This window comes from Bradyrhizobium sp. 17 (assembly GCF_023073515.1).
GTDB lineage: Bacteria > Pseudomonadota > Alphaproteobacteria > Rhizobiales > Xanthobacteraceae > Bradyrhizobium > Bradyrhizobium canariense_D.
This window is the reverse complement of the sequence record NZ_JADPJQ010000124.1, coordinates 514,542-539,326: the sequence shown is the minus strand read 5'-3', so window position 1 is coordinate 539,326 and position 24,785 is coordinate 514,542. Positions and strand designations below refer to the sequence as shown.

The window sequence follows — 24,785 nt, the reverse complement described above, 5'->3', positions numbered from 1 at the left end:
CCCGTCAGGTCCGAACCGTGGCAGCCCCGCTCACCGCATCGCCGGCGCGCTGACGGTCATAATCTGCCCGCAGCATTGGAACGGCATTGGGATTGCCGAGATCGTCGATCCTGATCCGATAGGTTTCCCGCGCGGTCAGGGCGGCCAGCGCGGCGATGACCGTGATAGCGAAGGCAATCGCCCCCACCGTCAACGGAATGTTGGTCGAGCCGGGAGGCGCGACGGTCGCAAACAGGGCGGGCAGCAATGCGGTGATGGTGGTTCCGATGTTCTGCGATATCGCCATCGCCGAGACGCGGGTGCGGGTCGGAAACAGCTCCGGGTAAAAGCTCGGGAAGATCGCGTTGTAGCCCTGATAGACTACGCCCCACATCAAGAGCGACACCAATATTGCCAGCGGCACATTCCTGATGCTGATGGCATAGAGATAGCAAAAGGCGAGCAAGCCGGAGAGAAGCGCGCCGACGATGATCGGGGGCTTGCGGCCGACCTTGTCGGAGAGATTGCCGACGAAGGGAATGACGAACACGGCCAGCATGTTTCCGAGCACGGGGATCCAGAGATAGACGTCCTTGGCAAAACCGATCCCGTAGGCCGGCTGCACCGCATAGGCCGCGCCGAAGATGGTCGCAACGACAGGAATGACATTCATCAGCGCCATGCAGATGACCCTGAGCATGTCGCGCCAGCTCAGCTTGATGGCCTGGACGATGGGCGCGCGCGGCGTTTCTCCCCGTTCGCCCTCGCGGGCAAAAGCAGGGGTCTCGTCGACTTCGCGACGAATGATGTAGCCCGCGACGATGACGAAGAAGCTGAGCAGGAAGGGAATCCGCCAGCCCCAGCTGTTGAAGGCGTCGGTCGGCATATAGGCCGCCAACGGCAGGAAGATTGCTGCGGCGAGGATCTGTCCGGCCTGCACCCCCTGAAGGGCGAAGCTGGCATAGAAGCCCCGTCGGCCGAACGGCGCGTGCTCCAGGATCATCGAGCTTGCGCCCGAGATTTCGCCGGCAACGGCAAATCCCTGCACGAGGCGCAGAATGACGAGCAGAATTGGCGCCAGGATGCCAACCTGCTGGTAGGTCGGCAGGATACCCACGGCCATCGTCGAGATGCCCATCAGGAACATGCAGACGATGAGAACCGTCTTGCGGCCATGGGTGTCGCCCCAGTGCCCGAGGACGAACGCGCCAATCGGCCGGGCCACATACCCGACGCCATAGGTCGCCAACGAGGCGACGATCGCGACGGTGGGATTCTCCGACGGGAAGAAGATTTGCGGGAAGATCAGCGACGCGGCGGTCGCGTAGATGAAGAAGTCATAATATTCGAGAGCCGACCCGATCCAGCCGCTGGCAGCGGCTTTCCTGGACTGACTCATCTGATGGATCGCGGTCATCTCAAGATTCCTCCCTTGGGTTTTGCTGACGTCCCGTTGACGGGCTTCGCTCAAAATTGGGCAGCACTCTCCGGCCGCTCTGCGGAGTTTCGCGAGCGCTTGTCATTGCCGATGGGTGTCTGCTTGGTGGCGACGATAAGCTTTCGCCGGGCTAACACAATTACCCAGTTATTCGACAAACCTAACATGATGTTATTTTGTACGGAGAGCCCACGTTCCGGCGAACACCGCCGGCAGGCTCATGCCGAGATCAACCGCGAGATCGCGTCCGGCGATGGTGGGGTGGGAGGTGGTTGACATTGGACCATTGCATGGTCCATTTTATGAAAACTGAGGAAGGACAATGAGATGCGGGTCTCCGTTACCGACGCAAAAGGACAATTGACCGATCTTGTCCGCCGCGCAGAGGCCGGCGACGAGGTGATCCTGACGCGACATGGGCATCCCGCGGTACGGCTCGTCCCGGTCAAGCTTTCGCCGGACCGCGCCACCCGCCGGACCGGGCTTGAGGCGGCGCGAAGGACCGGCGGGGCCAAAGCTATTCCCGGACCGAGCGCCGCGCGCAGTCAGGACTTTCTTTTCGGCGATGACGGACTGCCGGAATGATCGCAGTCGATACCTCCGCACTGATGGCGATCGTGCTCGACGAACCGCAAGCCGATGCTTGCATCACCGCGCTGGACACCGCCGACGAAATCCTGATCTCGGCGGCCTCCGTTGCAGAAAGCCTGATCGTCGCGGCACGGCGGGGCGTCGACGAAGAGATGAACAAGCTGATTAACGATCTCGGTTTGAACGTGATCTCGGTGACCCAAGCTTCGGCCGAACGCGTGGCGCAAATCTACTCGCGTTGGGGCAAAGGCATTCGTCCTGCCGGTCTCAACTTTGGTGACTGCTTCGCCTACGATGTCGCCAAGGAGCATGGCTGCGCACTTCTTTATGTCGGCGACGACTTTGCCAAGACGGATATCGTTGCGGCGGCGTAAGTCGACGGCCGGGCGCCGACTTACCGGCCGAACAGAAAAGCCGCGGGGCAGCCGTCAGGCCGTGTGACCGGGATCGACGTGCTTCGGCGTTTTCTTGTCGCGTTGGGGTGTCATCTTGGCCGGATCCGGCGCACCCGGCACGCCGCGCGGCCCGAGCTGGTCTCGCTGAATGTCGTCTTCAGAGCGGGAGGGTTCAATGCCGTTCGGTTCACGGGGCTTGGTCATCGCAGCCTCCTGAAGTGTGTTCTGCTCGGAGTGTCCCATCAAATTCCCAGCGCGTTCTCGCCGGCTTCGCGGCCGGGCACGCTGACATGGACTTCGTGTCCCTCGCGAAGCGCCAGCGAGGCGGCAGCCACCGCCGATTCGAAGGCCGCTTCCTTGGTGGAGTATCTGTTCTTGACGTCGCCGTCGTGCAGCACGCCCCATTCGTCCTGCACCGGCACGATCGTGTATTGAGCAAGGCCCATGGTGTAACTCCTCGAGATCTATCTATCGCTGCGTGAGCTGCGGGTGCGCCGCCGTCACCCGCCACACCGTGTTGCCGCTGTCATCGGCGACCAGCAGCGCGCCGGTCTTGTCGATGGCGACGCCGACGGGCCGCCCGCGCGCCTGGTTGTCGCTGTTGAGGAAGCCGGTGACGACGTCCTGCGGCGGGCCGCTCGGCCTGCCATCCGTGAACGGCACGAACACCACCCTGTAGCCGTTCAAGACCTGCCTGTTCCAACTGCCGTGCTCGCCGACGAAGGCGCCGCCGCGATAGGCCGCCGGCAAACTCGCGCTCGTGTTGAAGGCCATGCCGAGCGGCGCGACATGCGAGCTCAGCGCATAGTCAGGCACGATCGCCTTGGCGACGAGATCAGGACGCTCCGGCTTGACGCGAGGATCGACGTGCTGGCCGTAATAGCTGTAGGGCCAGCCATAGAAGCCGCCGTCCCTCACCGACGTCATGTAGTCCGGCACGAGATCGGGACCGAGTTCGTCGCGCTCGTTCACCACCGTCCACAGCGTCCCGGTCTGCGGCTCGAAGCTGAGGCCGTTCGGATTGCGCAAGCCGCTCGCGAAGATGCGCCAGCGGCCGCTGGCACGGTCGATCTCGAGGATCGCGGCGCGATTGTGCTCGGCCTCCATGCCGTTCTCGGTGATGTTGCTGTTGGAGCCGACGCCGGCATAAAGCTTTGAACCGTCGGGGCTCGCGACCAGGCTCTTGGTCCAGTGATGATCGATCGGTCCGCCCGGCAGCGGCGTCAGCACCGTGCCCGGCGCGGTGATCTTCGTATCACCCTCCGTGTAGGGATATCTGACGATCGCATCGGTGTTGGCGACATAGAGATCGTTGCCGACCAGCGCGACGCCGAACGGCGAGTTGAGATGGTCGAGGAAGACGCTCTGCACGTCCGGCACGCCGTCGCCGTTGCTGTCGCGCAGCAGCGTGATGCGGTTGCTCGCGCCGGTGTCGCCGCCTGATGTCGCCCAGGACTCGATGTATCCCATCACGATTTCCTTGGGCCGCTTGATCGGAGCGCCCTTCGGCGCCTTGGATTCCACCACCAGCACGTCGCCGTTGGGCAGCACGTAGAGGAATCGGGGGTGCTGCAAGCCGGTCGCGAAGGCCTTGGCCTGCAAGCCCTGCGCGACGGCCGGGGTCTCGTCCTTTTTCCAGCCGACGATACGGGCGATGTGCATCGGCGGCAGCAGGTATTGCTGGATGTCGGGCAGCGTCGGGTTGGCGCCGGTTTGCGCCTTCGGATCGCCACTGCCGTCATTGCAGCCGGCGAGACACAGCAGCGAGGCACACAACAGCACCCGAACGATTGCGGAGTTCATCGCGCAACTCCTACACCGTGGCGATACACCATCGCCCAGCCGAGCCAGCCGGTGACCGGCAGGATCAATACGGTGATGGCTGAAAGAATGAGCCCGGTCGGCCACACCGAGGTCCAGGCATCGCGCGTATGGATCAACGCATTGACGATCGCCAGGACCAACGCCACCGCGTTGCCGATCAGATGCGGCCAGGCCGGCGGTTGCGCCCGCACCAGACGGTTGCCGAGAAAATCGGTCAGGCCCGCGATCGCCGCCAGTACGCCGAAGATGACGCCGACGACCAGAAGCCAGGCGGAAAAATCCGCCCACATGATCTCGGCACTGACGACATAGGCGATATCGGTCAACAGCGCTCCGATGAAACAAGCGATCGGTATCGGCACCAGCATCGGATGAATCGGATGGCCCGCGATCTGCGCGGTTGAGCGCACACGCAAATTGTCTTGCACGGTTGGCCTCTTGTCAGATCGCCACCCGCCCCGGTAGAAAACACCCGCTTTCCACGAAGGTTCCTGATGGTCGACCACGGCGCCGCCGCTGTGCCTCAACAATGCTGCGGCGTGCGAGCACTTACCAGGAACCCCTTGCCGCTCCGAGCCTTGATCCCGGCATTGAGATGAACCTGCCCTTCAGGAGACCGCGGAGTGGACCAGCCTGGCGACGGCGCCTCCTTCAATCCAGCCTCAAAGCTCGACGGCGTCTCGCGGCGCCAGACGAAACAGATCGAATCCCAGAGCCGGCCTAGCGCAGCGCTGATCCATGAGACAATCCGCGCCGAGGGTGAGCAGGAACTGGAACGGCGATGGTGGGCCATCGTGCTGTCCGGCCTCGCCGCCGGCCTTTCGATGGGATTGTCCCTGATTGTCCAGGGCGAGTTTCACGCGCTGATTTCCGACGAGGCCACCCGACGGCTGGTGGCTCCGCTCGGCTACACGGTCGGTTTCCTGGTCGTGGTGCTGGGACGGCAGCAGCTCTTCACCGAGAACACCCTGACGCCGATGCTGCCGCTGTTGCACAACAGGGATCTCGGCACGCTTGGGAGCGTGATCAAGCTTTGGGGCCTGGTCCTCGCCTCCAACATCGCAGGAACCTGGGCCGTTGGATCCGTGCTCGCGCACACCAGCATCTTCGAACCCCGCATCGTGGGCGCCTTCGTCGATCTCAGCCGCCACACCATCGAGGGTACGTTCGCGACGACCCTTGTCCGGGCGATCTTTGCCGGCTGGCTGATCGCCTTGATGGCGTGGCTACTGCCTGCCGTGAAGGGATCGCGCCCGCACCTCGTCGTCGTGATGACCTATGTGGTCGCGCTCGGCCAGTTCGCGCACATCATCGCGGGCTCGGTCGAGTGCGCCTTCCTGGTGCAGAGCGGCCTGGCGTCGCTCTCGCAATATGCCTCGGACTTCTTCGTACCGACACTCCTCGGCAATATTCTGGGCGGAACGACCCTCGTGGCCCTGCTGAACTACGGACAGGTCGCCCCCGAAATCGACGACCACAGGGAGTAAAGAGCCTGCACAAAAGCTGCCGCCTCGACAGGAACGATGGGCCCGAGCCGAGCTTGCCTCGGCAAATCAACGCGCGCCGACGAGCAGGATCAATCATGAGCACCGATACCAAGAGCCCATTCGACAAGGACCCGGCCGAAGGATCACGCGACATCATCGATCGTGAATTGCAGCGTGCCGAAGATACCGCCAACAACAAGGTCGATCATCTCCCCGGCGTGAAGGTCAGCGGGCAGCCCCAGGGCGGCGCAGTCGATCGTGCCCGGAAGCAGCGCGAGGAGAAGGACGGCAAACAGGAATAGAGCCGCTCTGCCGACCCGAAACGCACCCGGTTATCGCAAAGCCGCCCGCTCCAAGCTCCAGCCGTCACCGGGACCGACTTGACGGTCAAAGTCGGTCAATCAAGATGCATCAATTGTTGGGATGGAGCGGGTGAAGGGAATCGAACCCTCGTATTCAGCTTGGAAGTCTCGAAATACTGTAGTGTCTTCAAAGGCTATTCTGACATTTTCGGCGTTTTTTGACCCATTAAGATCACCACGGCGGGTCAACCCGGAGCTCCCCTCGCCGACGCCGGCTAAAGATTATGATGAGCCGATTCACTCAAGGCCCGCCAAACGGCTTCGGTCGCTCTAGCGGGACGAAAGCGCTCAAATGGGCTGGGTAGGTCGACGCGCCGCCGCCGATGGTCGTGCCCGTGCTGATGCTCAAGTAGACGTCCTTCACTCCTCTGGGCGTTTCCAGCAAGATCCAGTTCTTGCTTAAGTCCCCTATCCCGATAGTCGTAAAGCGCATTGACTTGCCGAACTGCGAACAGGAGATGGGCTTTTCGGTCGTAAACGAATTCCAGGGGCCATGCAGAGTCCCCGATCTGCCGCCGGTCTTCCGAAGGGTCAAGCCGAAGCCTAGGCCGACCGCCGCATAGACGTAGGTGCACTTCAAATTGTTTTCCGTGTCCCATATGGAGAACAACGCGCTGGCAAACGCAATCCCGGCTCCGGCCCTGCCCTTGACGATGCGCTTGATGGCCGCTCTCGCTGCAAACGAGATCGAACCGTCGACCTCAAGCAGCATGGCTATCTTGAAATTTCGACTGACCTTTGGCTTCGGCGGAACGGGTCGGGGCAAGTCTGGCTTTATGATCGGTTCGAAATAGACCTTAGGCAGAACCCAAAGGACCACTGATCTATCGTTGTCTTCGTCCAGCCTGTGATTTGCCGTCTGCGTATTGCCGATGGCGTGCGTCTGCATTTGCTCCGGGCGGATGCCCATCTCTGACAGAGACCGCGCGACCGTAATGACGCGGTTGGCTGATGTCGTCATATTCCAATCAGCCGTACCGATCCGGCTCGCGGATCCCGTCATCCAGATCTGACCAGCGTCGTGCTCCACCAGGGGAACCACCTTGCTCTTGAGAAATTCGAAGTGCTCTGTCTTCAAGCCCCGAAACTGGTAGCCGGCAAAGTCATCGAAATCGAAATTCCAAAGCCGCGCGTGCAAAACCCCCACTCCCGAAAAATCCAGATCGACGTCAACCTTGCCCGGACCGGTTTTGTGGAACATTCTCTTCGACCTGCAATCGACAAATAGGAACTCGTCGGTGATCGTCCGGACGGCCGCAGGACCACCTTGTTTTAGTGCAGGCAGGAAAAGAGAAGTTCAAATCGACAGCTGCAACGAAGGTTGTGATCTTGCTCCCATTTCGATCTGGCACCGAAGGAGTATGCGCTTGTGCAATACGCGACATCACTGTCGCGATCGGAGCAGCTACGATATAAGAGAGTCGCGATAGGACGGGCCCTGGAATTCGTACAGCACGACGACTTTGCGCGATCGCCCTAGACTTGGAGGGCCGCTACCCAACCACGTTAAATCGGCAGTGCATCTGGATAGTACGTTTGCCGGCTTGTTCTGCGTCTGCCTGATCGCCCATCAAAAATAGAGCGAAACGGTAAGCGTCGTCTGGCGCAGCTGCAATATCCCGGAAGCACTTGACATGGTCGTTGGTGATCTCATCGTTGGGGTCATTTGCATATTAATTGCGGATGGCTTTTCCCAAAGCGGGAGAAGTGGTTACCAGCGTGATCGCAATCATGGACTCTTGCGCCGAACGCCTGGATTGGAGCGACGAGGATCTCGCGAATAGGAACGAAGGCGCGCAACGTGCAGAACGACGGAGCTGACAAATTCTGCGGCCGGCCACGGACTTATCCGCCAAATCGCTTGACCAGCTTTGAACCCTTGGCTGCATCAATCTGCTGGCCCGTCAGGTCAGAACCGACGCTCAATCCTATCGTCATGAGGTTCTTGACACGCCGCGCCGCCTGCTTCTCATTGGAATAGTCGATCTCGACGTGATCGAGGCTCATTAGATGGCCGAGCTCGTGAGCCCAGGCGCGTCCATTGGCGTGGTCATTGCCATACCATTGGACGAAGCTTGCCGGCTCCGGTTGGCTATTGGGGTATGAGCTTCCACCGGCGGCCAGATTTTCAATCGAATTGACGAGGTAGATGTGGACGGCATTGTCCGGATCGTGCCGAGAGGCAAGAACACCCAGCAATCGCTGGTCATTGCTGCGCGCGCTCTTTGCCATGTCGAGCGGCTTCTCCATCAAGCAATCGCTGATCACGAACGCGATCTTGGCCTTTGACCAGATCGTATTGACCACGTCGAGCGCCTTCTTGGCTGTCTCGCTGCTCCATTGCCCGGGCTCAACGCTCCCTCTCTCGGCAAATGGCGTGATGTAAATCCTCAACGGAATGGGCATCAACTTCTCCAAAGTTCGGAATTGCGATTGTATCTCCGTACGCTATCGTTCGAAATAGAGCGGCTTATATTCAGGGCTTTCTGATTAAGTCGGCTGGCGACTTGCGCACTGACGACTTCCGGTAGCGGCCACCGACGCGATCGACTGGTAGACCAAAGGCCCGCCTTCGCGACTCGGAGACTGGTTCCCGCATTGCGAAGGAGCAGTTTCCGGGGCGAGCGTCCGGCAGGAACCTGAAGATCGAGCACCGGGGAACATGGAAAGCCGAACTGACGGGCTCCTGACCTCCGCGCAAGCTGTAATCGAGAGATTGACCCGCAAGCCGGCGTCCTGGACTTCACGTCCCCTCGATCTGCCGACCGCGGAATCTTCGTTTGAACCAAGCCAGAGGCTCTGCTGCGCTGCCGCGAACACGCCTTAAGTGCAATAATCCTATAATTTCAAAAGCTTAATTCGCCAGCGCGAGACATCGATACTGGCGGGTGCCCATCATCCACATGAAACGGCACACAGCGCCGGCCCGCGATTTCTTCCGTGCCGTTTGAACGCGAGCGCAGTGCCAGACAACACATAGGAATGGATCGGGCTCGAAACTGGTACTGTACGGAGATAGGCCAGCGGCCAGTGGCGTGTGAATTCAGTAATCATGCCTTACGCGGCCATCTTCGCGACGTTATCATTCGATGAGCATAGGTTGGGTGTTCGCCATGAGGTTATACAGGCACCTTCGAGTTTTGCTTCTTCTTGCCGCTTCGCTGTTACTGGCAGCCCAGCCAGCCTGGGCGACAAAGCGCGTGGCTTTGGTGGTTGGCAATGCCAACTATCAGAATGCCCCTCTGCTCCCAAACCCGGCCAACGACGCTGCCGCCATCACTGAAACCTTGAAGGGCGCAGGTTTCGATGTGGTTGACTCAAGGCTCAACCTCGCCGCGACCGATATGCGGCGGGCCCTGAGAGAATTCGCCGATCAGGCGCGCAATGCGGACATAGCCCTGGTGTACTATGCTGGCCACGGCATCGAGATCGACGGGACAAACTATCTGATCCCGACCGACGCCAGACTCGAACGTGACACTGATATTTATGACGAAGCATTCTCACTCGACCGCGTCCTGCTGGCAATCGAGCCTGCGAGACAGTTGCGCGTGGTGATCGTCGACGCGTGCCGCAACAATCCGTTTGCCGATTCGATGAAGCGTACAGTTGCCTCTCGATCAATCAGCCGCGGGCTGGCCAGGGTCGAACCCGCCGTCTCCAACACGCTGATCGCGTTTGCCGCGAAAGCCGGACTAACCGCACTCGATGGCAACAGCAAGAATAGTCCGTATGCGACGGCTCTCGTAAAGTACATCGCAAAGCCGGGGCTCGACTTGCGTAGGGCCTTCGGCTTCGTCCGCGATGATGTCTTGCAAGCCACCGGCAACCGACAGGAGCCCTATGTCTACGGCTCGCTGGGCGGCGAAGACGTTGCACTTGTTCCCGCTGCCAAGGCTGATGAGCCGGTGCAAGCAGCCAACCCCCAGGCAGAAATTCGTCGTGATTACGAATTGGCCTTGCAACTACGCAACAAGCCCGCTCTGGACGCGTTCCTGAACCAGCATCCGGACGGATACTACGCAAATCTTGCCAAGCTGCAGCTTAATCAGCTCGATGCTGAGGACGCACGCGTCGCGGCAACAGCGAAGGCGCAGCAGGCGGAACAGCAGAAAACTCGGCTGATGTCGCAGGGCGCCCAGCGTGCCGACCAAGAGAAGGCGGCCGCGGATCTGAAGGCTGCGGAAGACGCCCGAATTGCCGCCGAGAAGGCGAAACAGGCCGCGCAGGAGCAGGCCACCGAGGCAGAACGGAAACGAATTGCGTCCGAATCTACAATCGTTGCGGCTCTCTCCGGGAATAAGCCGGCTGTTGGGAGTGCCTTCGCGGACAATCCTACAGTCGCTGCGCTGGCTGACGACAATACGCCGCCAAAGCTTGCCGCACTCAGCGCCGAGCCGCGCCAGACCGATATCGCAAAAGCCGATATCACCAAATCCGTACAAAGCGAATTGAACCGCGTCGGCTGCTTCACCGGTAGCGTAGATGGCCGATGGAATGCGGCCTCCCAGCGCTCCTTGGCTCTCTTCAACCAGCACGCCGGAACCAAATTTGACGCCAAGCTCGCAAGTCTCGACGCGCTTGACGCAATCAAGCTCAAGCCGTCCCGCGTCTGTCCCCTGATCTGTGATCATGGCTACAAGGCTGACGGCGACCACTGCAGCAGAATCTCCTGTGCAAGGGGCTCGTTCCTCAACGACGACAATGAATGCGAGAAACAGCGCGCCAGGCCCGCCAATGCCGCCAAGAGCAATGACAGTCAGCGGCAGGATCGGCCATTGCGTCAGCGGGCGCAGGCGAGCGCAGGCGGCTATGGCGCTGCGGTGGGCCATGCGACGGTCAGTCCTCAGATCATATGCAACGCCAGCAGCTGCCGTCCGGTCCAGCGCGGCTGCCATCTCGAATATCGCGGCGGTGGCGGGCCAGGCAACGAGGCCAATGTCGAGGTATGCCATTAGCCTCACCGCTCCTACACAACTGCGCGCTGGCACGGCGCCGAGTTGTCACGGCGCGTCGGAGCCATCAGGCCCGGTGGATTTAGGATCGCAAGCATGGCAAGTGGCCGAGCTAACGTCAGAGTCCCAAGCCTGATGTGGCCGAATCGGAGCGACCTGCGTGGTTGCGTGTGAGCTTGAGCAAAAGGACGCCAACGCCTTTCCTGGGGTGACGCTCTTCACGAAGCGGCAGGCGCCCGGCATGAAACCAACGGCGGTTTATCTTCCGCCAAAGCACCCAACAGCCGCCACCAAGTTCGATGTCGTGATCTGGCTTCACGGCTTCTACGTCAAAAACCATGAATTCCTTTTCCACAACGATCCAGCGCGGCTGCGCGAACAGGTCCGGGATTCCGGCAAGGACGTGGTGCTCATCGCGCCCTTCCTGGGCTACGAATATGCTGTGGGCAACACCTTTGCCGGAAACTACAGCGTGTCCGACCTGGCCACCGCGAACTGGGGTGAACGCTATCTCGAGGAGATCCTTGGAGCTCTGGCCAGGTTCCTGGGTATCTCCTCGACGTCCATTCCTCAGCTCCAGATCGGCAAGCTCATCATCGCATGCCACTCCGGCGGTGGTAACGGCATGCGCAATCTCGTCGGGAGCCTCGGAAAGTATCAGGGGAAGCTGACGGCTTGTTGGGGATTTGATTGCCTTTACGGTGCCAATGCGCGGCCCGACGATGCGACCTTTTGGTACCAGTGGCTATCTGGGCAGAGCGGCCACGCCCTCGAGATCGTGTATGGTCCGTCAACTCTCCCGCAATCGGTGAAGCTGGACCTGATCGGGCGCGGGCTGGCGACGGCCGATGGCAATCAAACCCAGCCTCAGCGCCCTGCCCTCAAGAATCTCAACGTAAGCTTGGGTCATTACGACCTGTTCCCGGCATTTGGACAGATGGTCAGGGTCAACGATCTTGACGCGGCTTTCGTGGATCGCTTCATGATACCGCAGGTCGCGGACCAACCGCGGCATAAGCCTGCGCCGCTGGACGGGGAATTCCTCCAGCACGCGATTTCCAACATTCGCAGTGCTTTTCCCTTTCCAAAGGACATTCATTACATGATCGCCCGCGGTGGCTTCTTCAGCCGACTGAGCAAGCTATAGCCCCAAGCCTCACAGGACTCACTTGATGGAATAGGATTTGACGTCGAACGACCAATTGTTCGTCACAAGCTTTCCGCTGCTGTTGTCCGGCACGCGCAGCTCACTGGTCCAGGCCGATAGATAGCTCAACGCGTCCGCCTGACCTTCCAGCTTGCGAGGCATGTCCGGCAAATCGAGCAATTGCACGCGCAGCTCGCTCAGGATGGCGATCATCACTGCGGACCCCGTCGGCGGTGCGACGACATATTCAAAACCACGCTGCCGCGCCGCCGGAGCAGGGACGACAAATTCGACACCCGGCTTGACGAGATTAATGTCGCGTTCGTTCGACTGCGCCAATAGCTCGGGGGTCGGAAAGATCTGGGACATCCGCCCTTCCGAGTCGACGTCAACCAGAATGAGATATCCAGGCCTCCTGGCGGTGACGCCGAACGAGACCTTGGCGCCGACGTTGACGGTCTGACTCGGCAGGATCTGAAGGGACACACTCGCGGTATTGGTCTGCCTGCGCACCGCTTGTGCGGGCCAAAGCCAAGGTACGTACGTCGTGCCGATATGCAACGCCCCCGTCGGCAACGGTGCTGCGGACGCAGGTCCGCTGCCCGCCTGTAGCAGCAGGAATGCGAACCATGCTCGCTGGCGGCGGATCGACTGCGATGACGGCATGGCGTGCTCCCCTAAGAGTCAGGGAGCACTGAAGAAGCCGATCGAGGCGATTCGCGCGTCCGCGGGCAAGTAACGCTCGAGACTCTTGATCACCTGCCCCGAGGCGCGACGCCGGTTGAACTGTACTAGGGCTGTCTCAAGCTCGACCATGCGTTGCTGCGAAGTCACCGCAACGATCTGTTCCGCACCGAACGGCTCGCCGACCCTGAGCGGTAGGCGCAAACTCGCCGATCTGGCCAACGCCGCATCAGCACCCACCGGATACAACAATTGGATGGTGCCGTCGCCGGACACATTGAACAGCAGCACCGCCCTTGATGCCACATCAGATAGGTCAACTTCGATGGTCTGGCCAGCACGTTGTTGGCGATCGTCTGGCCAAATACGCATCACCTGCGGCGACCGTGTCGCAATGCGCTTGAGTTCACGAATTGCCGCAGTCCTATCAATCACCGTCGGCAGGCTGGCAACGTCCATCCCGTAGGCGACCACATCACCCCAAGCGATCACGTCGTGCGACACAGGATCCCATATCAGGTCGGGATTGTCCGTCGGTTGAACAGCCTGCACGGAAACATCTTTTGGCTTCACGCTTACAAAATAGCTAGTCTTGCCGTCCAGCGCCGCCAGCCGGATTGGTGCAACGAGGCGTAGAGGCCCCGGCGCGCCGGCGATCGGAAGTTCCTTGGCCGCCCCCGCAAGGGTCGGAATGGTTGGAGCCTTGGCCGTGACAGCCGGCGGTGCGGGCGCCTGTCCATCGACGGGCACCCCGGCTCCGGCCTGACCCGAGGCCGCTCTCGCGGCCGGCCCCTGAATCAGCACGACACCGCGCGTCAATCCGAAGGCGACGTCGGTATCCGGCGTCTGAGCTGGCGATGATACAGTCACGATATTCTGGCGCTGGTCCGAGAGCTGATAGACCACCTGCCGAACGTTGCTGAAAAGCTCCTTAAGCGTCACCTTCCCATCGTGATTGATGTCCGCGCTACCTTCCACCGCACGCGCGACCGCATAGCTGAGAGCCCCGCGTAGGCCATCGATGCCAGGGATGCGGACTTCCGGCGCTTTGGTGTAGCGGTCCACCGCGGCCAGAAACGCCGTGTGGTCAAGGTCAAGTTCAGACTTCGGATCGTTGCTGTCCGACACCGGCTTCAGTTCGTCGACCAGCAACGTGTAGCGCGGGACCTGCCGGAAGCTCATCTCAGCGGCACGCGGATCGATGTCGCGCACCATACCGCCACCGTGGCAGGTGTCAGCCACGAAGATCACCCTCGCTCCGCGCAGCTCGAACTGCCGTATGAAATGGTTGAACTCGCTGCCCAGAACCCGCTCAACGGACCCGGTTGGCGTGGTTTCAAAGCCTGGCAGCAGGAACACGTTCTCCATCCCGTCCGGCTCCGCGCCCTTGACGCGCTCCGGCTCCTGGGTGCCATGGCCGGCGATCGACAGAAAGATGAGGTCGTTGTTCTTGGTCCGCTCCACCAGTGCACTGATCTCGCGCAGGACGCCTGCCCTGTCGGCCTGCGCGTTAGTCAGTTCGACGACGTCGCCAACCCCCATGGATTTAAGGCTGGTCACGATGTCCGTAGCGTCAGCGACCGCACCCTTCAATTTGCGCACGTGCTGGTAGTCGTCGATCCCGATCACGAGCGCACGCACCGCCGCCCCATCTGGATTGCTGAGCGACAAATCTCCTGCCGCATGCGCCCGCGGGATTGTCAGTCCGATCAACGCGGCGAGCCCGATGGTGGCGCACAGCCGCCCGATCCCGCAGTCAAGTCCTCTGGGCATCCGCATCGTGATCCACCTCGACATCATGCCTACCCATTTTGTAGCTCTGGCGACACACTGGGTTCAGCGCCTTTTGCCTGCCGTTTTGCGGCCCGCCGGCGGTTGTTCAGTCTGCTCCTGATAGGCGCCCGCTGAAACCGTCGTCTGATCATCCGCGAACGCTCGAAAGCGGACCGGAACATAGCCGCGCGCGAGCAAGCTCGCCAATGGATAGACGTTGCGACAGACGCGGCCGTTGCAGCCACCGGTCGAGGATTCCATCACCTCGGCCTTGCGATCAGGCGTGAACCGCAGGAACAGCATCACATGCGAGCCTGGCTTGTTCAGCGCATCGCCGGGCCTCAGGTCCCAAGGATTTGCCACGGGCGCAGCGATCGCGGGGATAGCTGCAGTCGTATAGTGGACGGAGAGCCCCCACGCGGCGCTGACGAATGCCGAACAGTCGACGCCCGCCACATCGGGCCGTGGCGCATTGCGGGTGCACACATTGCCAGCCAGCGTTCCGCTCTCGATCCGCTGCCGGAAGTTCGCGAGCGAACCGTGGCAGCCCCAGCAATACGGTACGCCGCGCACCTCCTGGTTCACTTTTCCCTGCAGATACCACGGCCGACGAACACGGCTGAAGCCGCTGCATTGGCTGTCGGGATCGTTGCCGTAGTTCGCCTGCGTCAGCTTCCACTGGATACCCTCGAACGCAAACGCGGTCTCGATCGCCTGCTGGCGATTGGACGGCCTCACGGCGGCCGAAGCGTCAAATTTGACGCCGGATTGTGGTGCCGGCGCCGTCGTCGTTCGCGACGGCCGCACGTCGATAATCGAGGCATTGGTCAGAGGTCGGAACCCGACGCCAATCACTTCGATACCGTCCGGCTTGGTTCGCAGGAAATAGACATCGCCACTGCCCGACACCGTGACGAACCGTCTGGTCAGCGGCGTATTTTCCAGAGGAAGCTCATAGATTCCCTCGAGACGCCCGTTCGCGGCATAGCGTGCGACGAACGTGGAGGCGTTCTTTCCTGATGGCGGAACGTCCTCGGCCAGCACGTAGAAGCGGTCGCTGTTGTCGATCTCGAGAAACTCCACCGTGCCGAGCTGGTTGCGCACGCGCAGGCCGAGTTGGCCGATGGTTTCGTTGGTGACCATGGTCTGGATCTCGACCCGGACGCTGGCATTGCCCTTGTCCGGAATGATGTCGGCGATCACCGAGCCCTTGCTTCGAGAAGCCACGTATTGCCGGTCAGGCTGCCGGGTCGTCCTGATGATGGCCGCGCGGGTGTTCTGATCGAGCAGGTCCGCCGCGCTGCCGGGTGCCTGCGATCCCATCTGGGCGAAAGCGGAGACGGCAACCTGGTCGTCTGCTCCACGGCTCGAGACCTCCTCAAGCTGGATCACGTCACCGCCGAGTCCGCGCGTGGATTGCCCCGGCGCCGCCTTCAGCGTCCGTACGCCACCGTCCCAAACCATTATGTCGTCGTCATGGACGACGAGATCGGTCGGCTGGACGTCTTTCGGCATCTTGAGGACGTCGGGATCGGAGTTTGGCTGTTTCGGGTCAAACTGGATGATGCGACCGTTGATCTGATCGAGCAAAAACAGGTTGCCCTGCCCGTCGGCGCTGAGTGCTTGCGGTCCCGCGAGTTCCACGTCCTCGCTGGCCGGGACTATGCCGACCATGGAAGCAGCCGAACCGCCGGTAAAGCTGCGTACGACAGTATCGTCGGCGTGCGCCTTGGTTCCGAAAATGCCCGCGCTAACGATGAAGACCCAGATCCAATGTTTTGGACGAAGCATATTCGCCTCAATGTACCCCGAACCGATCGCCGCGTCGGATCGACTAATCCGAGATGCCGTTGATGCCGCGCGTCAATTAGTGGTGAGCAATCTCAATCGCGTTCAATTCTATCACTGGACGGTGATAGTCCGAAATTTCTTCAGCTTGCCGAGGAAAACCATGGCCCGGAATAGATTTGAGCAAGTGAACGAAGTCCAGCCCGACGCGGTCACGCTGCTCCTGAAACGCGACAGTGACGGTGCCTCCGGAGCGATCGTGCTGCCTGCCGCCGCGAGCCAAGGGCGGCTGACCACCGACCAGGTCAGCGCGCAATTGCCGGCTCAGGATGCTTTTCGCGGCGCGATCCGGCTGGCTAACGACGTCAAGCTCGCGCTCGTGGTGTGCGATCCAGACGGGGTCTGGAAGCCCGAGTGGGGCGATCTTTATCAACCGATCGATTGACCCGCATCGGATGGAGCCGGCAAATGCTGCGACGCCGCATACAGACTAGCTTGCCGAACGGACCCTCCGCCCGACTGTCGTTCCTTATACGGGCCCTGATGGTCGCGCTGCTCGTTGCGACAGGCTGGCCGGCACGCGCCAACGACTCGGCTGCGGAATTGTCGATCGGTGGGCTCCAGTTCGTACGCACCAATGACGTGGCCATGGAGAGCGAGAACCTTCGTATCACGCTCGACAGAATCAGCGTTCGCTACCAATTCGCCAACCTCACCGCCAAGCCGGTCACGCTTAATGTTGCCTTTCCGCTGCCCGACATCGACCTGTCGGAGGCTGAGAATGTTGCATTGCCGTCAAGTGATCCGATCAACTTCGTCGAATTCGAGACCAAGGTCGATGGCAACCTGGCGCCGCTGACCGTCGATCAGCGCGCCATGGTTGGCAACAGGGATGTCAGTGCCCTGCTCCGCGAACTCAAGTTGCCGCTGCTGCCGATTGGTGGCCGCGAGATCCGGGTGACCGACCTGCCCGCGGCGACCCGGACCCGGCTTGTGGACGACGGACTTCTGATGCCTGCCGGAATGAGCGACAACGGTCGCCAGCAATATGCGCCGGGGTGGACCGTCAAGACCTCGGCTGTGCGCCAGCAGTTGTTTCCGCCCGTGCGCAGCGTCACGGTCGAACACCAGTACCGGCCGAGCGTCGGCTCCAGTCCTGACACCATTCTGCGCTCGAGCCTGCGCCGCAGCAGCGCACTCGGTCAGGAAGTTGCGCGTTACCGGAAAGAATACTGCATCCAGGATACGTTCCTTGCCGAGCTCGACAAGCGCACGGGCAATAACCAGACCAACGGCGCAAATCTCCAGGAGCGGCGCATATCGTACGTGCTCAAGACCGGCGCGAATTGGGCTGGGCCGATCCGGTCATTCAAGCTGACTATCGACCCAGGCGGCAGCGACCGCTTGGTGAGCTTCTGTCCTGGGCGGCTAAAGGCATCGTCCGCTACTGGAAACACGCTTGAATATACGGCAAGCGACTTCAAGCCGGATGCCGACCTGAAAATCCTGGTGATCGGAACATTCTGAGCGTGCCGGTCAATTGGTGAGCAGCACGTAGCGCACGGCCGCGATGACAGTCATCTTATTGCGCTGAGCCTCGCTTAGCGCCTGCAGGAAGAACGTGTCGGCGGCGATCGGTCGCGGCTGGCGCAACGAGTCGAGAACCTGCGGGACCGCCACGACCAATAGCAGTTGCGGACCGCTCGCGCGCGCTGTCGGGAGCGTAAACGAAAGTGAGTCGATGCCCGGCTTCAGAAGATAAGACAGGCTCTGAACTTCGCCGCGATCAGATACCATCAGGAGCTCCACCACGCGGTTGGCAAAGTTCTCGATGGTCCCATTGAGGGTTTCACCGCCCTTCAGCTCTGTCGCTGACAAGGTGATGCGTGGCATTCGCGCCTGATCGCTCCCGACCTGACTCAAGAACTTGACGGCTGGGCATTGCGCCTGGGTCACTTGCCTGACGCCGATCGAAGCCTCGAAACCCTGCTCACGCCGAAACGCTTTGTCGAACGTGTCGAATGGGACGGTCGAGGCACCGAACCCTTCGATGACAGCGGCATTTGGGCTCACGGCAATCGGCAACACGAAGAAGCAGTCACCGCCGGAATATTGGGCCACGTATTTGCGGATGCGCTCGGCGCGCCCTGGCCCATCGAGTGCCGGAGACTGCGTCGCCGTCGGCTGCGCGGGCAACTTCTCCGGCTCTTGGCGTCCGGGCTGTGGTCCAGCGGGCTCGACCTTCGGCGGCGCCATTGCTCCGGCGAGTTTCGGGGGTGGCGACAAGACCGCGGTGCCTGGCGCTGACCAAACCAGCTTGTAGAAGGCATATCCACCACCGCCGACCAGCAGCAACAATGCCGCGGCGCCCGCCCCCAGCCAGAGGCGGCGCGGACTCCGCGCGATCTCCGGCATCCTGTCCTGCGGCGCCGGCGACGCGCTTTCCGGCCGCCGCAGCGGATCGAAGCCATATAACGGCGCGGCCGGCGTCTGGGCGGAACCGGTTGGCGTCCAGCTGGCGACCTCCCCCATAGTGGGGCGCAATGCCGGATCAGGCTGCAGCATCCGCTCCAGCAAAGGTCGGATGCGCATATCCACACCACCGAGATCGGGCACACGCCGGCGCTTCTCCACCAGTTGAAATTGGCTGCCGCCCATGTCGAGTTTCTGTCCGGTCAGCGCATGGAACAGCACAAGACCGAGGCTGTAGACATCGGATTTCGCAGTCACGTCATTGCCGTACAACCCTACTTGCTCCGGCGATGCGTAGTTGTCCTTGCCGGCGAAGCCCGAGCCGATGATGGTTTTGTCGCCCATTTGGGTCGACCGAGCGATGCCGAAGTCGATGATCTTGGCCCGACTGACGTCGTCGAGCGGAATGATGATGTTGTCCGGAGACACGTCGCGATGGATGATGCCGTGCTCATGTGCGGCCTCCAGTCCCAATGCGACACGCTGCCTCAGCCTGATCAGCGCCTCGAAGGTCAACGGCCCATCATCGAGCATGTTCGAGAGCGAGCGGCCATTCACGAACTCCATCGCGAGATAAGGTCGCTGCAGCACCGGCTCGACGGTAAACAGGAAGTAGCGAACGATCGCGTCGTGCGGAAGATTGTGGAGTGCCGCGGCCTCTCGACGGAACAGCGCGAGCGCGGCCTCGTTATCAACCACGTCGGGCAGTAGCATTTTCACCGCAATAGGCGATCCAGTCTGGATCTCACGGCATTTGTAGACCTCACCCATGCCGCCCGCGCCGATCATCGCTTCGATCTCGTAAATGCCATTGAGACGGGTGCCGGGCGGCACGCCGTGATAGGACGATCGGAACGGATCGCTCGGACTCATGGTTGCGGCTCCCGATTGAGCGGAGATCTTGTCGTCCCCTGAGATCGTGGCGTCAGTAGTCGCACGATCACAATCGTCAAATTGTCAAGCCCGCCACGATCAAGAGCCAGCGCGAGCATGTCATCGCAAGCCGCCTGGGCGCGTCGCGTAGCCGCGTGCTGCAGGATCTCGTCGTCCTGCACGTGCCTGGTCAGGCCATCGCTGCAGATCACGAAGATATCTTCTGGCTCGGCCGGGCCTGTCACCACCTCGAATTCCGGATCATCGGCGACACCGACGGCACGCGTAATGGCATTGCTCGGCCAATCATTCACGTCTTCGCGCGACAGCGCACCTTTTGCGATCAGCTCCTCCAGTTCGCTGTGATCATGCGAGACCTGGCGAATTGCGCCGCGACTAATAAGGTAGACCCGGCTGTCACCCGCCCATATGCAGGCATAGTAGTTATCGCGAACGAGCAGAACCGCCGCTGTTGTCCCGACGGTGGCACCCTGTCGTTCATGACTAAGCGCCAGTATCTGCTGGTTTGCGCTGAAAAGCCGCTCCTCGCATTCCGCCAGCAGGTCTGCGGCTGATTCTGGTGTAGCGATAGCGTCGAGCGACTGCACTACGATGCGACTGGCGAGATCACCGGCCTCGTGCCCCCCCATGCCGTCGGCGACCGCCCACAGACCAACGTCGGTTCGTACCAAACATGAATCCTCGTTCCGCTCCCGCACGCGTCCGGCATGGGTGACGCTGCCAACATCGAACAAGGACGGAATATGCACCATCGCGCGTCATCCATTCCCGGATGCCGCGGGTCCGAGATCACCGGTCAGCAGCGTGACGTAGTGGAACGGATCTGGCAATCCGCGACAACTCAGCGCCATTGGCGGGAAGCCTTCCCCTCCGGCGGTCCACCAGAAGCTAGCCGCGGCGTAGACCTGTGGGTTGGCAGCGCAAAGTGCTGCAAACGACGCCGCGAAGGCTTCGACCGCCGAAGCCCTCCCCATTGCCGCAGTACCAAGCGACGTGACCGGCGGATCGCCGGTGATGGTCTCCTGCAGTCGTGGCACCGAAAGCCGATCCAATGCATCGGAGATCTGCTCGAAGGTTGCGGCCCGATCCAGGGTCGAAAGCAGGAACGCCTCCACTTGCCCGAACCATTCGTCCTGCGGATCAATGCTCGGCGGCGGCAGCGAGACGGCCTCGCCGGTCACCGCATGCAGGGTCAAGGGATAGTATCGCCCCACCCCATCGAGCGAGGGCATGATCGCACCCGCCACTGTCGTGCCGCAGATCGCGGCGCCGAGCCAAAACCGCCAGACCGGCGCGGTCAGAAAGGCCTGTTGCCATCCTGGGCCAAGCTGGTGGCGACTTGCTGACAGCGCAGCCTGTACCCACGGCTCCCAGGCTTCCAGGAAGCTGCGCGGGGTCGCGATCGCGATGAAATCGCGCTTCGCACCGATTTTGCCGAATATCCCGCAACGCATGGTCATATCCCGGTCGGGCAACGAAACTCGCGCAGCACTGACAGGTTCAGCGGGTTGCGCAACGATCCGGTCGAAATTTGATAGTTGAGCTCGCGCCCGGCGACGATGAAACTCGCGCTGGCGGTTTCCGCTTTCACCACTAACGAGCCCGCCTCCAACATCCGAAACAACGACCAGGGACCAATGCGCTCAAGCACGGATGGCGGGCCGGTATCGTTACTGACTGAAATTGCCGTTCGCGGCGCTGGGCCCGGCCATAGGATAGTAGTCGGCGAGTTGGTCTGCGGCGGTGGCGGTGGCGTAGGTTGCGGCCCGCCGAACAAGGACGGAGGGGCCGATCCGGGAATGGTTGGGCTCGCAATTGTGGTGCCACCGATCTCGGTCTTAACTGTCACGCCTGGTCCCGGTGCCCCAGGGGGTCGGATCGCGAATGAAACGGCGGGCACACCGCCGCCCGTCTGGAAGAACGCATCCCGGATATAAGCCGCGTTCTGGAATTGTTTGAGCGTCTCGGGCGAGAACGACCGACCAACGGGGCTCTCCTTTCGCCAAGCCCAGTCCGACCGCGACGTGTCGGCATAAGGTGCCAGGTACTGGGTGAAGAACCTGTCCATAACGCCATTTGGACTGAACAATTTGGCAAAATCCGCGAGCGGAACTTCCTGGCCGCTGCCGCGGATAAACGGGTAGCGGTTAGTCACGGTCTGTTGGCAGACCGGCGTGACCTGATCGCGCAACGTTTGCAGGATTTGTCCGGCGGTTGAAGCCGCGATGCTACCTTCGAACTCCGCGGCTGCTGCTCGCAACATATCGGAGAATGGCGGCGGCATGCGCGAGGCGTTGTTGCGGAGCGCTGCGACCTGGTTCTGGAGCGCAGCTGTGGCCTGTGCGGTCAGTTGGGGATTCTCGATGATCAGTGTCAGGTTCTGCGCGATGTCGTTCAGGTTCGCGACGGTCGAGTCGATTGGCCGGCGGGTGCTCTCGCCTTCGAGCGCTGCGTGGTAAGGCTTGAACTGTGCTTCGATCATCGTGCCAGGCGGTCCATCCTGAGCATTCGTGAAGAGTGCTGGCGCCGATGCGGCAGCTGGCGCCGAAGCGCTCTTCGCCCGTTCCTTGGTCAGCACCGTCTCGTCGCGCACCGACTCCAGAATTTGCCGCATCGGCGAGGTCGGCGCCGAAAGCGCCCGAAGCACCTCATATTTCGGTTTGTCGGCGAGCAGCTTCTTCAGGCGCAGGCTCCCGAGCGCCGTTCGCCAGGTCGTCACGAAATCGTTTGAATAGATGCTGAGCAGATCGCCGGCCAGATTGTCGTACTGCTGGTTGATGGCCGACTGCTGGCCGGCATCCCCCAAAACCCATCGCTCCCGCTTCATCCGCTCAGACAATCCGGACAGCCGGGCGACGAACTTCTGATGGAAGCCGTTATACGTGAAGAACTCAGGTACCCGCACGGCGTCCAAAGGCTGCCCGGTCGTGGTTTCGAACACGACACCCATGTCGGGTCCGCCATGGCGGCTGGCGATCCAGTCGCCGGCGATCGACGCGCGAGCCTCCGATTTCAGAAACTCGTACGCTCGTTGCGACACGCTCAGGCGCGCCAAGGAGTTCTGGGCCTGCTTGATCAACCGGCCGTCGAGTTCGACCAAGGGCGGCTGTTCGGTCTCGAGGTCGAACATTGCCACGAGGTTCTCGTCGAGCAGACGCCGCCCTTCTGCGTTGGTGGCGCCAGGATAGAGATTATCCGCCCAGTCACGTTGCATCCAGGAGCGGATCAACTCGCGATCCGGCGACTGCAGGCCACCGATCATCAGATAGACCTTGAGCGCCTCATAGACGAAGGCAGGCTCGTTTATGCGCGCATTGAGCTGCTCTTCCAGGCGATACAGCAGGCGCGGTCGGAACATGCGTTCAAGCGCGGTGTGATAGGCCGCTTTCGAGGGCGACAGCAGCCGGGCGCGCTGACTGAGCCCGTAGCGAGCCGACAGAGGCACCGGTTCGCCGCGCGATCCGTAGCCCGCCGGGGCGTTGCGAAGCCGGTAGAGTAGCGGCAGCACCTTGTCGAGATCATGATCGGCAATCAATGCCTGCTTGATAAGTGCCGCGCCGGCGGTTGCATACTCGCTATCCGCCTGCAGGCTTTGCTCGATCAAATCGGCGTTCCGCTTGTAGCTCACCAGCCAAGCTGCGATCAGCCCGATCGAGACCAGACCGATCAATGACAGGGCTGCGGTCTTCAGGACCAGCGCGCGGCGCACCGCGGCACGGTCAGTCGAGACCCAGTCGGCCTCGCCGATGATGACCTTGGAAATCAGATCGGCAAGGAAGAAGCTCTTGCCCGTGCCCGAATAGGATCCGGAACCGACTTCCTCAGCGCCGAACGTGCGCGCCAGCGACCCGATCAATTGATCGATCGGCGTGCCCTGCTGCGTACCCGAAGTAAAGTAGAATCCGCGCAGGTTCGCGTTCACGTGATAGCGCGTCGGCTCGAAGATCAGGTTGAGGAAATCGTGGATCTGAGGCTTGAGCCGCGCCATCTGTGCCGGAAAACCGAACAATTGCACGCGGTGCTGGGGCGTCGGCTCGTCCTGCAGACGGTCGAGCGTCTCTTCGCTCAGGCGCTCCAGCAGACGGTCGAACTCGAACGGGATCTGCCCAACCAGATTCTGGGTCTTGTCGGCGGTCTGGAACGTGGCACCCCAGACTTGACGGCGGCCGGCCTCCCCGAGATAGGCGAAATACTCGGTGAAGCCGGCAACGAGATCCGCTTTGGTAAATAGCGCGTAGACTGGGAAGCTGACCTTGAGTCTCTGATGCAGCTCGAGCAGGCGCATCCTGATGGCATCGGCATGAAGTGCGAGCTCCTGCTTCGGCAGCGTCAGGATGTCTTCGATACTGATGGCGACAAGAACGCCGTTGATCGGTTGGCGCGACCGGCTTTTCTTCAGGATGTCCAGGAACGCCAGCCAGCTGTCCTTGTCGGCCTTGCTGTTGGAGTCCTGGGTGGTGTAGCGGCCGGCGGTATCGATCAGCACCGCCTCCTCTGTAAACCACCAATCGCAGTAGCGGGTACCGCCGACCCCTGCGATCGCCGCGGGCGTTGCCCCGCGCGCGAGCGGAAATTTGAGCCCGGAATTGACAAGCGCCGTCGTCTTGCCGGCGCCGGGCGGACCGATGATGACGTACCAGGGGAGATCGTAGAGATAGCCCGACTTGTTGCCGCTGGCGGTCTTCAGCGTCGCGAGCGCATCCTTCATGCGCTCCTTGAGCACTGGTTCATCGCTGACGGGCTGGTCTGCACCAGCGATACCATCGGCAATCTCCTTGGCACCCTTGCGCCGCTTGAACAGATTGAGGCCAACGATGCCTGCCACGGCCGTGGTGAGCAGCAGAATAGCGATCTGCCGGACGATATGGTTCTCCAGCGGCCGCCAATCGCCGAATGCGATGAAGGGACCGGCGAAATAGATCACCGCTCCCAGCGAGCTGAGCCCGACCCCGTAGAGAACGATGCGAAGAATGTCCTTGGCAAGCATCTAACCGTA

The 24,785-nt window shown here is 61.4% G+C and carries 22 protein-coding genes; 8 read left to right on the top strand and 14 right to left on the bottom strand.

Annotated features, from left to right (window positions below; genetic code table 11):
* Positions 1 to 4: 4 nt before the first annotated feature.
* On the bottom strand, positions 5 to 1,396 hold the full coding sequence (locus tag IVB13_RS32780; protein WP_247362347.1) for an MFS transporter: 1,392 nt from the start codon (positions 1,394 to 1,396) through the stop codon (positions 5 to 7).
* Between the two features lie 348 nt (positions 1,397 to 1,744).
* Between IVB13_RS32780 and IVB13_RS32775 the strand changes: the two genes are divergently transcribed.
* On the top strand, positions 1,745 to 2,002 hold the full coding sequence (locus tag IVB13_RS32775; RefSeq protein WP_247391996.1) for a type II toxin-antitoxin system prevent-host-death family antitoxin: 258 nt from the start codon (positions 1,745 to 1,747) through the stop codon (positions 2,000 to 2,002).
* Entirely contained in the window at positions 1,999 to 2,382 is a 384-nt protein-coding gene (locus tag IVB13_RS32770) for a type II toxin-antitoxin system VapC family toxin (protein ID WP_085351261.1), read from the top strand. Before IVB13_RS32775 ends, IVB13_RS32770 begins: the two co-directional genes overlap by 4 nt.
* Before the next feature lie 54 nt (positions 2,383 to 2,436).
* On the opposite strand, the gene IVB13_RS32765 is transcribed toward IVB13_RS32770, so the two are convergent.
* The 4 genes from IVB13_RS32765 to IVB13_RS32750 are packed head-to-tail and all read right to left on the bottom strand — an operon-like array spanning position 2,437 to position 4,655.
* Positions 2,437 to 2,607 carry a hypothetical protein gene (locus IVB13_RS32765; RefSeq protein ID WP_166520788.1) on the bottom strand — a complete coding sequence of 57 codons (171 nt, stop codon included), beginning with the start codon at positions 2,605 to 2,607 and terminating at the stop codon, positions 2,437 to 2,439.
* 38 nt (positions 2,608 to 2,645) lie between these two features.
* Positions 2,646 to 2,849 carry a hypothetical protein gene (locus tag IVB13_RS32760; RefSeq protein WP_007611681.1) on the bottom strand — a complete coding sequence of 68 codons (204 nt, stop codon included), beginning with the start codon at positions 2,847 to 2,849 and terminating at the stop codon, positions 2,646 to 2,648.
* Positions 2,850 to 2,871: 22 nt separating this feature from the next.
* A complete protein-coding gene (locus IVB13_RS32755) occupies positions 2,872 to 4,206 on the bottom strand; it encodes a sorbosone dehydrogenase family protein (RefSeq protein ID WP_085351260.1) in 1,335 nt (444 codons plus the stop codon).
* Positions 4,203 to 4,655, bottom strand: a complete 453-nt coding sequence (locus tag IVB13_RS32750) for a DUF2231 domain-containing protein (protein WP_085357988.1) — start codon at positions 4,653 to 4,655, stop codon at positions 4,203 to 4,205. Before IVB13_RS32750 ends, IVB13_RS32755 begins: the two co-directional genes overlap by 4 nt.
* A 195-nt stretch (positions 4,656 to 4,850) precedes the next feature.
* On the opposite strand from IVB13_RS32750, the gene IVB13_RS32745 reads away from it, so the two are divergent.
* Entirely contained in the window at positions 4,851 to 5,714 is an 864-nt protein-coding gene (locus IVB13_RS32745; RefSeq protein WP_018457612.1) for a formate/nitrite transporter family protein, read from the top strand.
* Between the two features lie 95 nt (positions 5,715 to 5,809).
* Positions 5,810 to 6,016 (top strand): hypothetical protein, encoded by a 207-nt coding sequence (locus IVB13_RS32740; protein WP_247335912.1) that lies wholly within the window; start codon positions 5,810 to 5,812, stop codon positions 6,014 to 6,016.
* 301 nt (positions 6,017 to 6,317) lie between these two features.
* Here the strand turns inward: IVB13_RS32740 and IVB13_RS32735 are convergent, their stop codons facing one another.
* On the bottom strand, positions 6,318 to 7,277 hold the full coding sequence (locus IVB13_RS32735; protein ID WP_247491333.1) for a hypothetical protein: 960 nt from the start codon (positions 7,275 to 7,277) through the stop codon (positions 6,318 to 6,320).
* A gap of 644 nt (positions 7,278 to 7,921) precedes the next feature.
* The gene (locus IVB13_RS32730) at positions 7,922 to 8,494 is read right to left on the bottom strand and encodes a hypothetical protein (protein WP_245329571.1); all 573 of its coding nucleotides are present in this window, start codon (positions 8,492 to 8,494) and stop codon (positions 7,922 to 7,924) included.
* Positions 8,495 to 9,189: 695 nt separating this feature from the next.
* On the opposite strand from IVB13_RS32730, the gene IVB13_RS32725 reads away from it, so the two are divergent.
* Both IVB13_RS32725 and IVB13_RS32720 read left to right on the top strand, forming a co-directional pair.
* Complete coding sequence (locus IVB13_RS32725) at positions 9,190 to 11,034, top strand: caspase family protein (RefSeq protein ID WP_247368062.1); 1,845 nt, start codon at positions 9,190 to 9,192, stop codon at positions 11,032 to 11,034.
* Positions 11,035 to 11,191: 157 nt separating this feature from the next.
* Positions 11,192 to 12,178 carry a hypothetical protein gene (locus IVB13_RS32720; protein WP_026233408.1) on the top strand — a complete coding sequence of 329 codons (987 nt, stop codon included), beginning with the start codon at positions 11,192 to 11,194 and terminating at the stop codon, positions 12,176 to 12,178.
* Between the two features lie 18 nt (positions 12,179 to 12,196).
* Here IVB13_RS32720 and IVB13_RS32715 read toward each other — a convergent pair whose 3' ends face one another.
* The 3 genes from IVB13_RS32715 to IVB13_RS32705 are packed head-to-tail and all read right to left on the bottom strand — an operon-like array spanning position 12,197 to position 16,309.
* Positions 12,197 to 12,844: a DUF4384 domain-containing protein gene (locus IVB13_RS32715; protein ID WP_247362327.1), complete on the bottom strand. Its 648-nt coding sequence runs from the start codon at positions 12,842 to 12,844 to the stop codon at positions 12,197 to 12,199.
* Between the two features lie 18 nt (positions 12,845 to 12,862).
* A complete protein-coding gene (locus IVB13_RS32710; RefSeq protein ID WP_247362325.1) occupies positions 12,863 to 14,641 on the bottom strand; it encodes a caspase family protein in 1,779 nt (592 codons plus the stop codon).
* Positions 14,642 to 14,698: 57 nt separating this feature from the next.
* Entirely contained in the window at positions 14,699 to 16,309 is a 1,611-nt protein-coding gene (locus IVB13_RS32705) for a hypothetical protein (protein ID WP_240543156.1), read from the bottom strand.
* Between IVB13_RS32705 and IVB13_RS32700 the strand changes: the two genes are divergently transcribed.
* Both IVB13_RS32700 and IVB13_RS32695 read left to right on the top strand, forming a co-directional pair.
* A complete protein-coding gene (locus tag IVB13_RS32700; protein ID WP_231191009.1) occupies positions 16,308 to 16,868 on the top strand; it encodes a hypothetical protein in 561 nt (186 codons plus the stop codon). The two genes, IVB13_RS32705 and IVB13_RS32700, sit on opposite strands and share 2 nt — an antisense overlap.
* Positions 16,869 to 16,966: 98 nt before the next feature.
* Positions 16,967 to 17,950 (top strand): DUF4424 domain-containing protein, encoded by a 984-nt coding sequence (locus IVB13_RS32695; protein WP_085383672.1) that lies wholly within the window; start codon positions 16,967 to 16,969, stop codon positions 17,948 to 17,950.
* A gap of 9 nt (positions 17,951 to 17,959) precedes the next feature.
* Here the strand turns inward: IVB13_RS32695 and IVB13_RS32690 are convergent, their stop codons facing one another.
* Genes IVB13_RS32690 through tssM form a run of 4 tightly spaced genes read right to left on the bottom strand, consistent with a single transcriptional unit; the run spans position 17,960 to position 24,776 of the window.
* Positions 17,960 to 19,768: a serine/threonine-protein kinase gene (locus IVB13_RS32690; protein WP_247362322.1), complete on the bottom strand. Its 1,809-nt coding sequence runs from the start codon at positions 19,766 to 19,768 to the stop codon at positions 17,960 to 17,962.
* The gene (locus IVB13_RS32685) at positions 19,765 to 20,541 is read right to left on the bottom strand and encodes a protein phosphatase 2C domain-containing protein (RefSeq protein ID WP_085348552.1); all 777 of its coding nucleotides are present in this window, start codon (positions 20,539 to 20,541) and stop codon (positions 19,765 to 19,767) included. Before IVB13_RS32685 ends, IVB13_RS32690 begins: the two co-directional genes overlap by 4 nt.
* A gap of 6 nt (positions 20,542 to 20,547) precedes the next feature.
* Positions 20,548 to 21,249 (bottom strand): type VI secretion system-associated protein TagF, encoded by a 702-nt coding sequence (gene tagF / locus IVB13_RS32680; RefSeq protein ID WP_018457625.1) that lies wholly within the window; start codon positions 21,247 to 21,249, stop codon positions 20,548 to 20,550.
* On the bottom strand, positions 21,246 to 24,776 hold the full coding sequence (gene tssM / locus IVB13_RS32675; protein WP_247491331.1) for a type VI secretion system membrane subunit TssM: 3,531 nt from the start codon (positions 24,774 to 24,776) through the stop codon (positions 21,246 to 21,248). Before tssM ends, tagF begins: the two co-directional genes overlap by 4 nt.
* Positions 24,777 to 24,785: the final 9 nt, after the last annotated feature.

Bases quoted from the DNA above. Each gene is read 5' to 3' on its own strand.
- IVB13_RS32780 (WP_247362347.1), bottom strand. From the start codon at position 1,396: ATGACCGCGATCCATCAGATGAGTCAGTCCAGGAAAGCCGCTGCCAGC.
- IVB13_RS32740 (WP_247335912.1), top strand. From the start codon at position 5,810: ATGAGCACCGATACCAAGAGCCCATTCGACAAGGACCCGGCCGAAGGA.
- IVB13_RS32715 (WP_247362327.1), bottom strand. From the start codon at position 12,844: ATGCCGTCATCGCAGTCGATCCGCCGCCAGCGAGCATGGTTCGCATTC.
- IVB13_RS32760 (WP_007611681.1), bottom strand. From the start codon at position 2,849: ATGGGCCTTGCTCAATACACGATCGTGCCGGTGCAGGACGAATGGGGC.
- IVB13_RS32735 (WP_247491333.1), bottom strand. From the start codon at position 7,277: ATGTTCCACAAAACCGGTCCGGGCAAGGTTGACGTCGATCTGGATTTT.
- IVB13_RS32755 (WP_085351260.1), bottom strand. From the start codon at position 4,206: ATGAACTCCGCAATCGTTCGGGTGCTGTTGTGTGCCTCGCTGCTGTGT.
- IVB13_RS32690 (WP_247362322.1), bottom strand. From the start codon at position 19,768: ATGAGTCCGAGCGATCCGTTCCGATCGTCCTATCACGGCGTGCCGCCC.
- IVB13_RS32700 (WP_231191009.1), top strand. From the start codon at position 16,308: ATGGAAGCAGCCGAACCGCCGGTAAAGCTGCGTACGACAGTATCGTCG.
- IVB13_RS32695 (WP_085383672.1), top strand. From the start codon at position 16,967: ATGGTCGCGCTGCTCGTTGCGACAGGCTGGCCGGCACGCGCCAACGAC.
- IVB13_RS32765 (WP_166520788.1), bottom strand. From the start codon at position 2,607: ATGACCAAGCCCCGTGAACCGAACGGCATTGAACCCTCCCGCTCTGAA.
- tssM (WP_247491331.1), bottom strand. From the start codon at position 24,776: ATGCTTGCCAAGGACATTCTTCGCATCGTTCTCTACGGGGTCGGGCTC.
- IVB13_RS32775 (WP_247391996.1), top strand. From the start codon at position 1,745: ATGCGGGTCTCCGTTACCGACGCAAAAGGACAATTGACCGATCTTGTC.
- IVB13_RS32710 (WP_247362325.1), bottom strand. From the start codon at position 14,641: ATGCGGATGCCCAGAGGACTTGACTGCGGGATCGGGCGGCTGTGCGCC.
- tagF (WP_018457625.1), bottom strand. From the start codon at position 21,249: ATGACCATGCGTTGCGGGATATTCGGCAAAATCGGTGCGAAGCGCGAT.
- IVB13_RS32770 (WP_085351261.1), top strand. From the start codon at position 1,999: ATGATCGCAGTCGATACCTCCGCACTGATGGCGATCGTGCTCGACGAA.
- IVB13_RS32725 (WP_247368062.1), top strand. From the start codon at position 9,190: ATGAGGTTATACAGGCACCTTCGAGTTTTGCTTCTTCTTGCCGCTTCG.
- IVB13_RS32705 (WP_240543156.1), bottom strand. From the start codon at position 16,309: ATGGTCGGCATAGTCCCGGCCAGCGAGGACGTGGAACTCGCGGGACCG.
- IVB13_RS32685 (WP_085348552.1), bottom strand. From the start codon at position 20,541: ATGGTGCATATTCCGTCCTTGTTCGATGTTGGCAGCGTCACCCATGCC.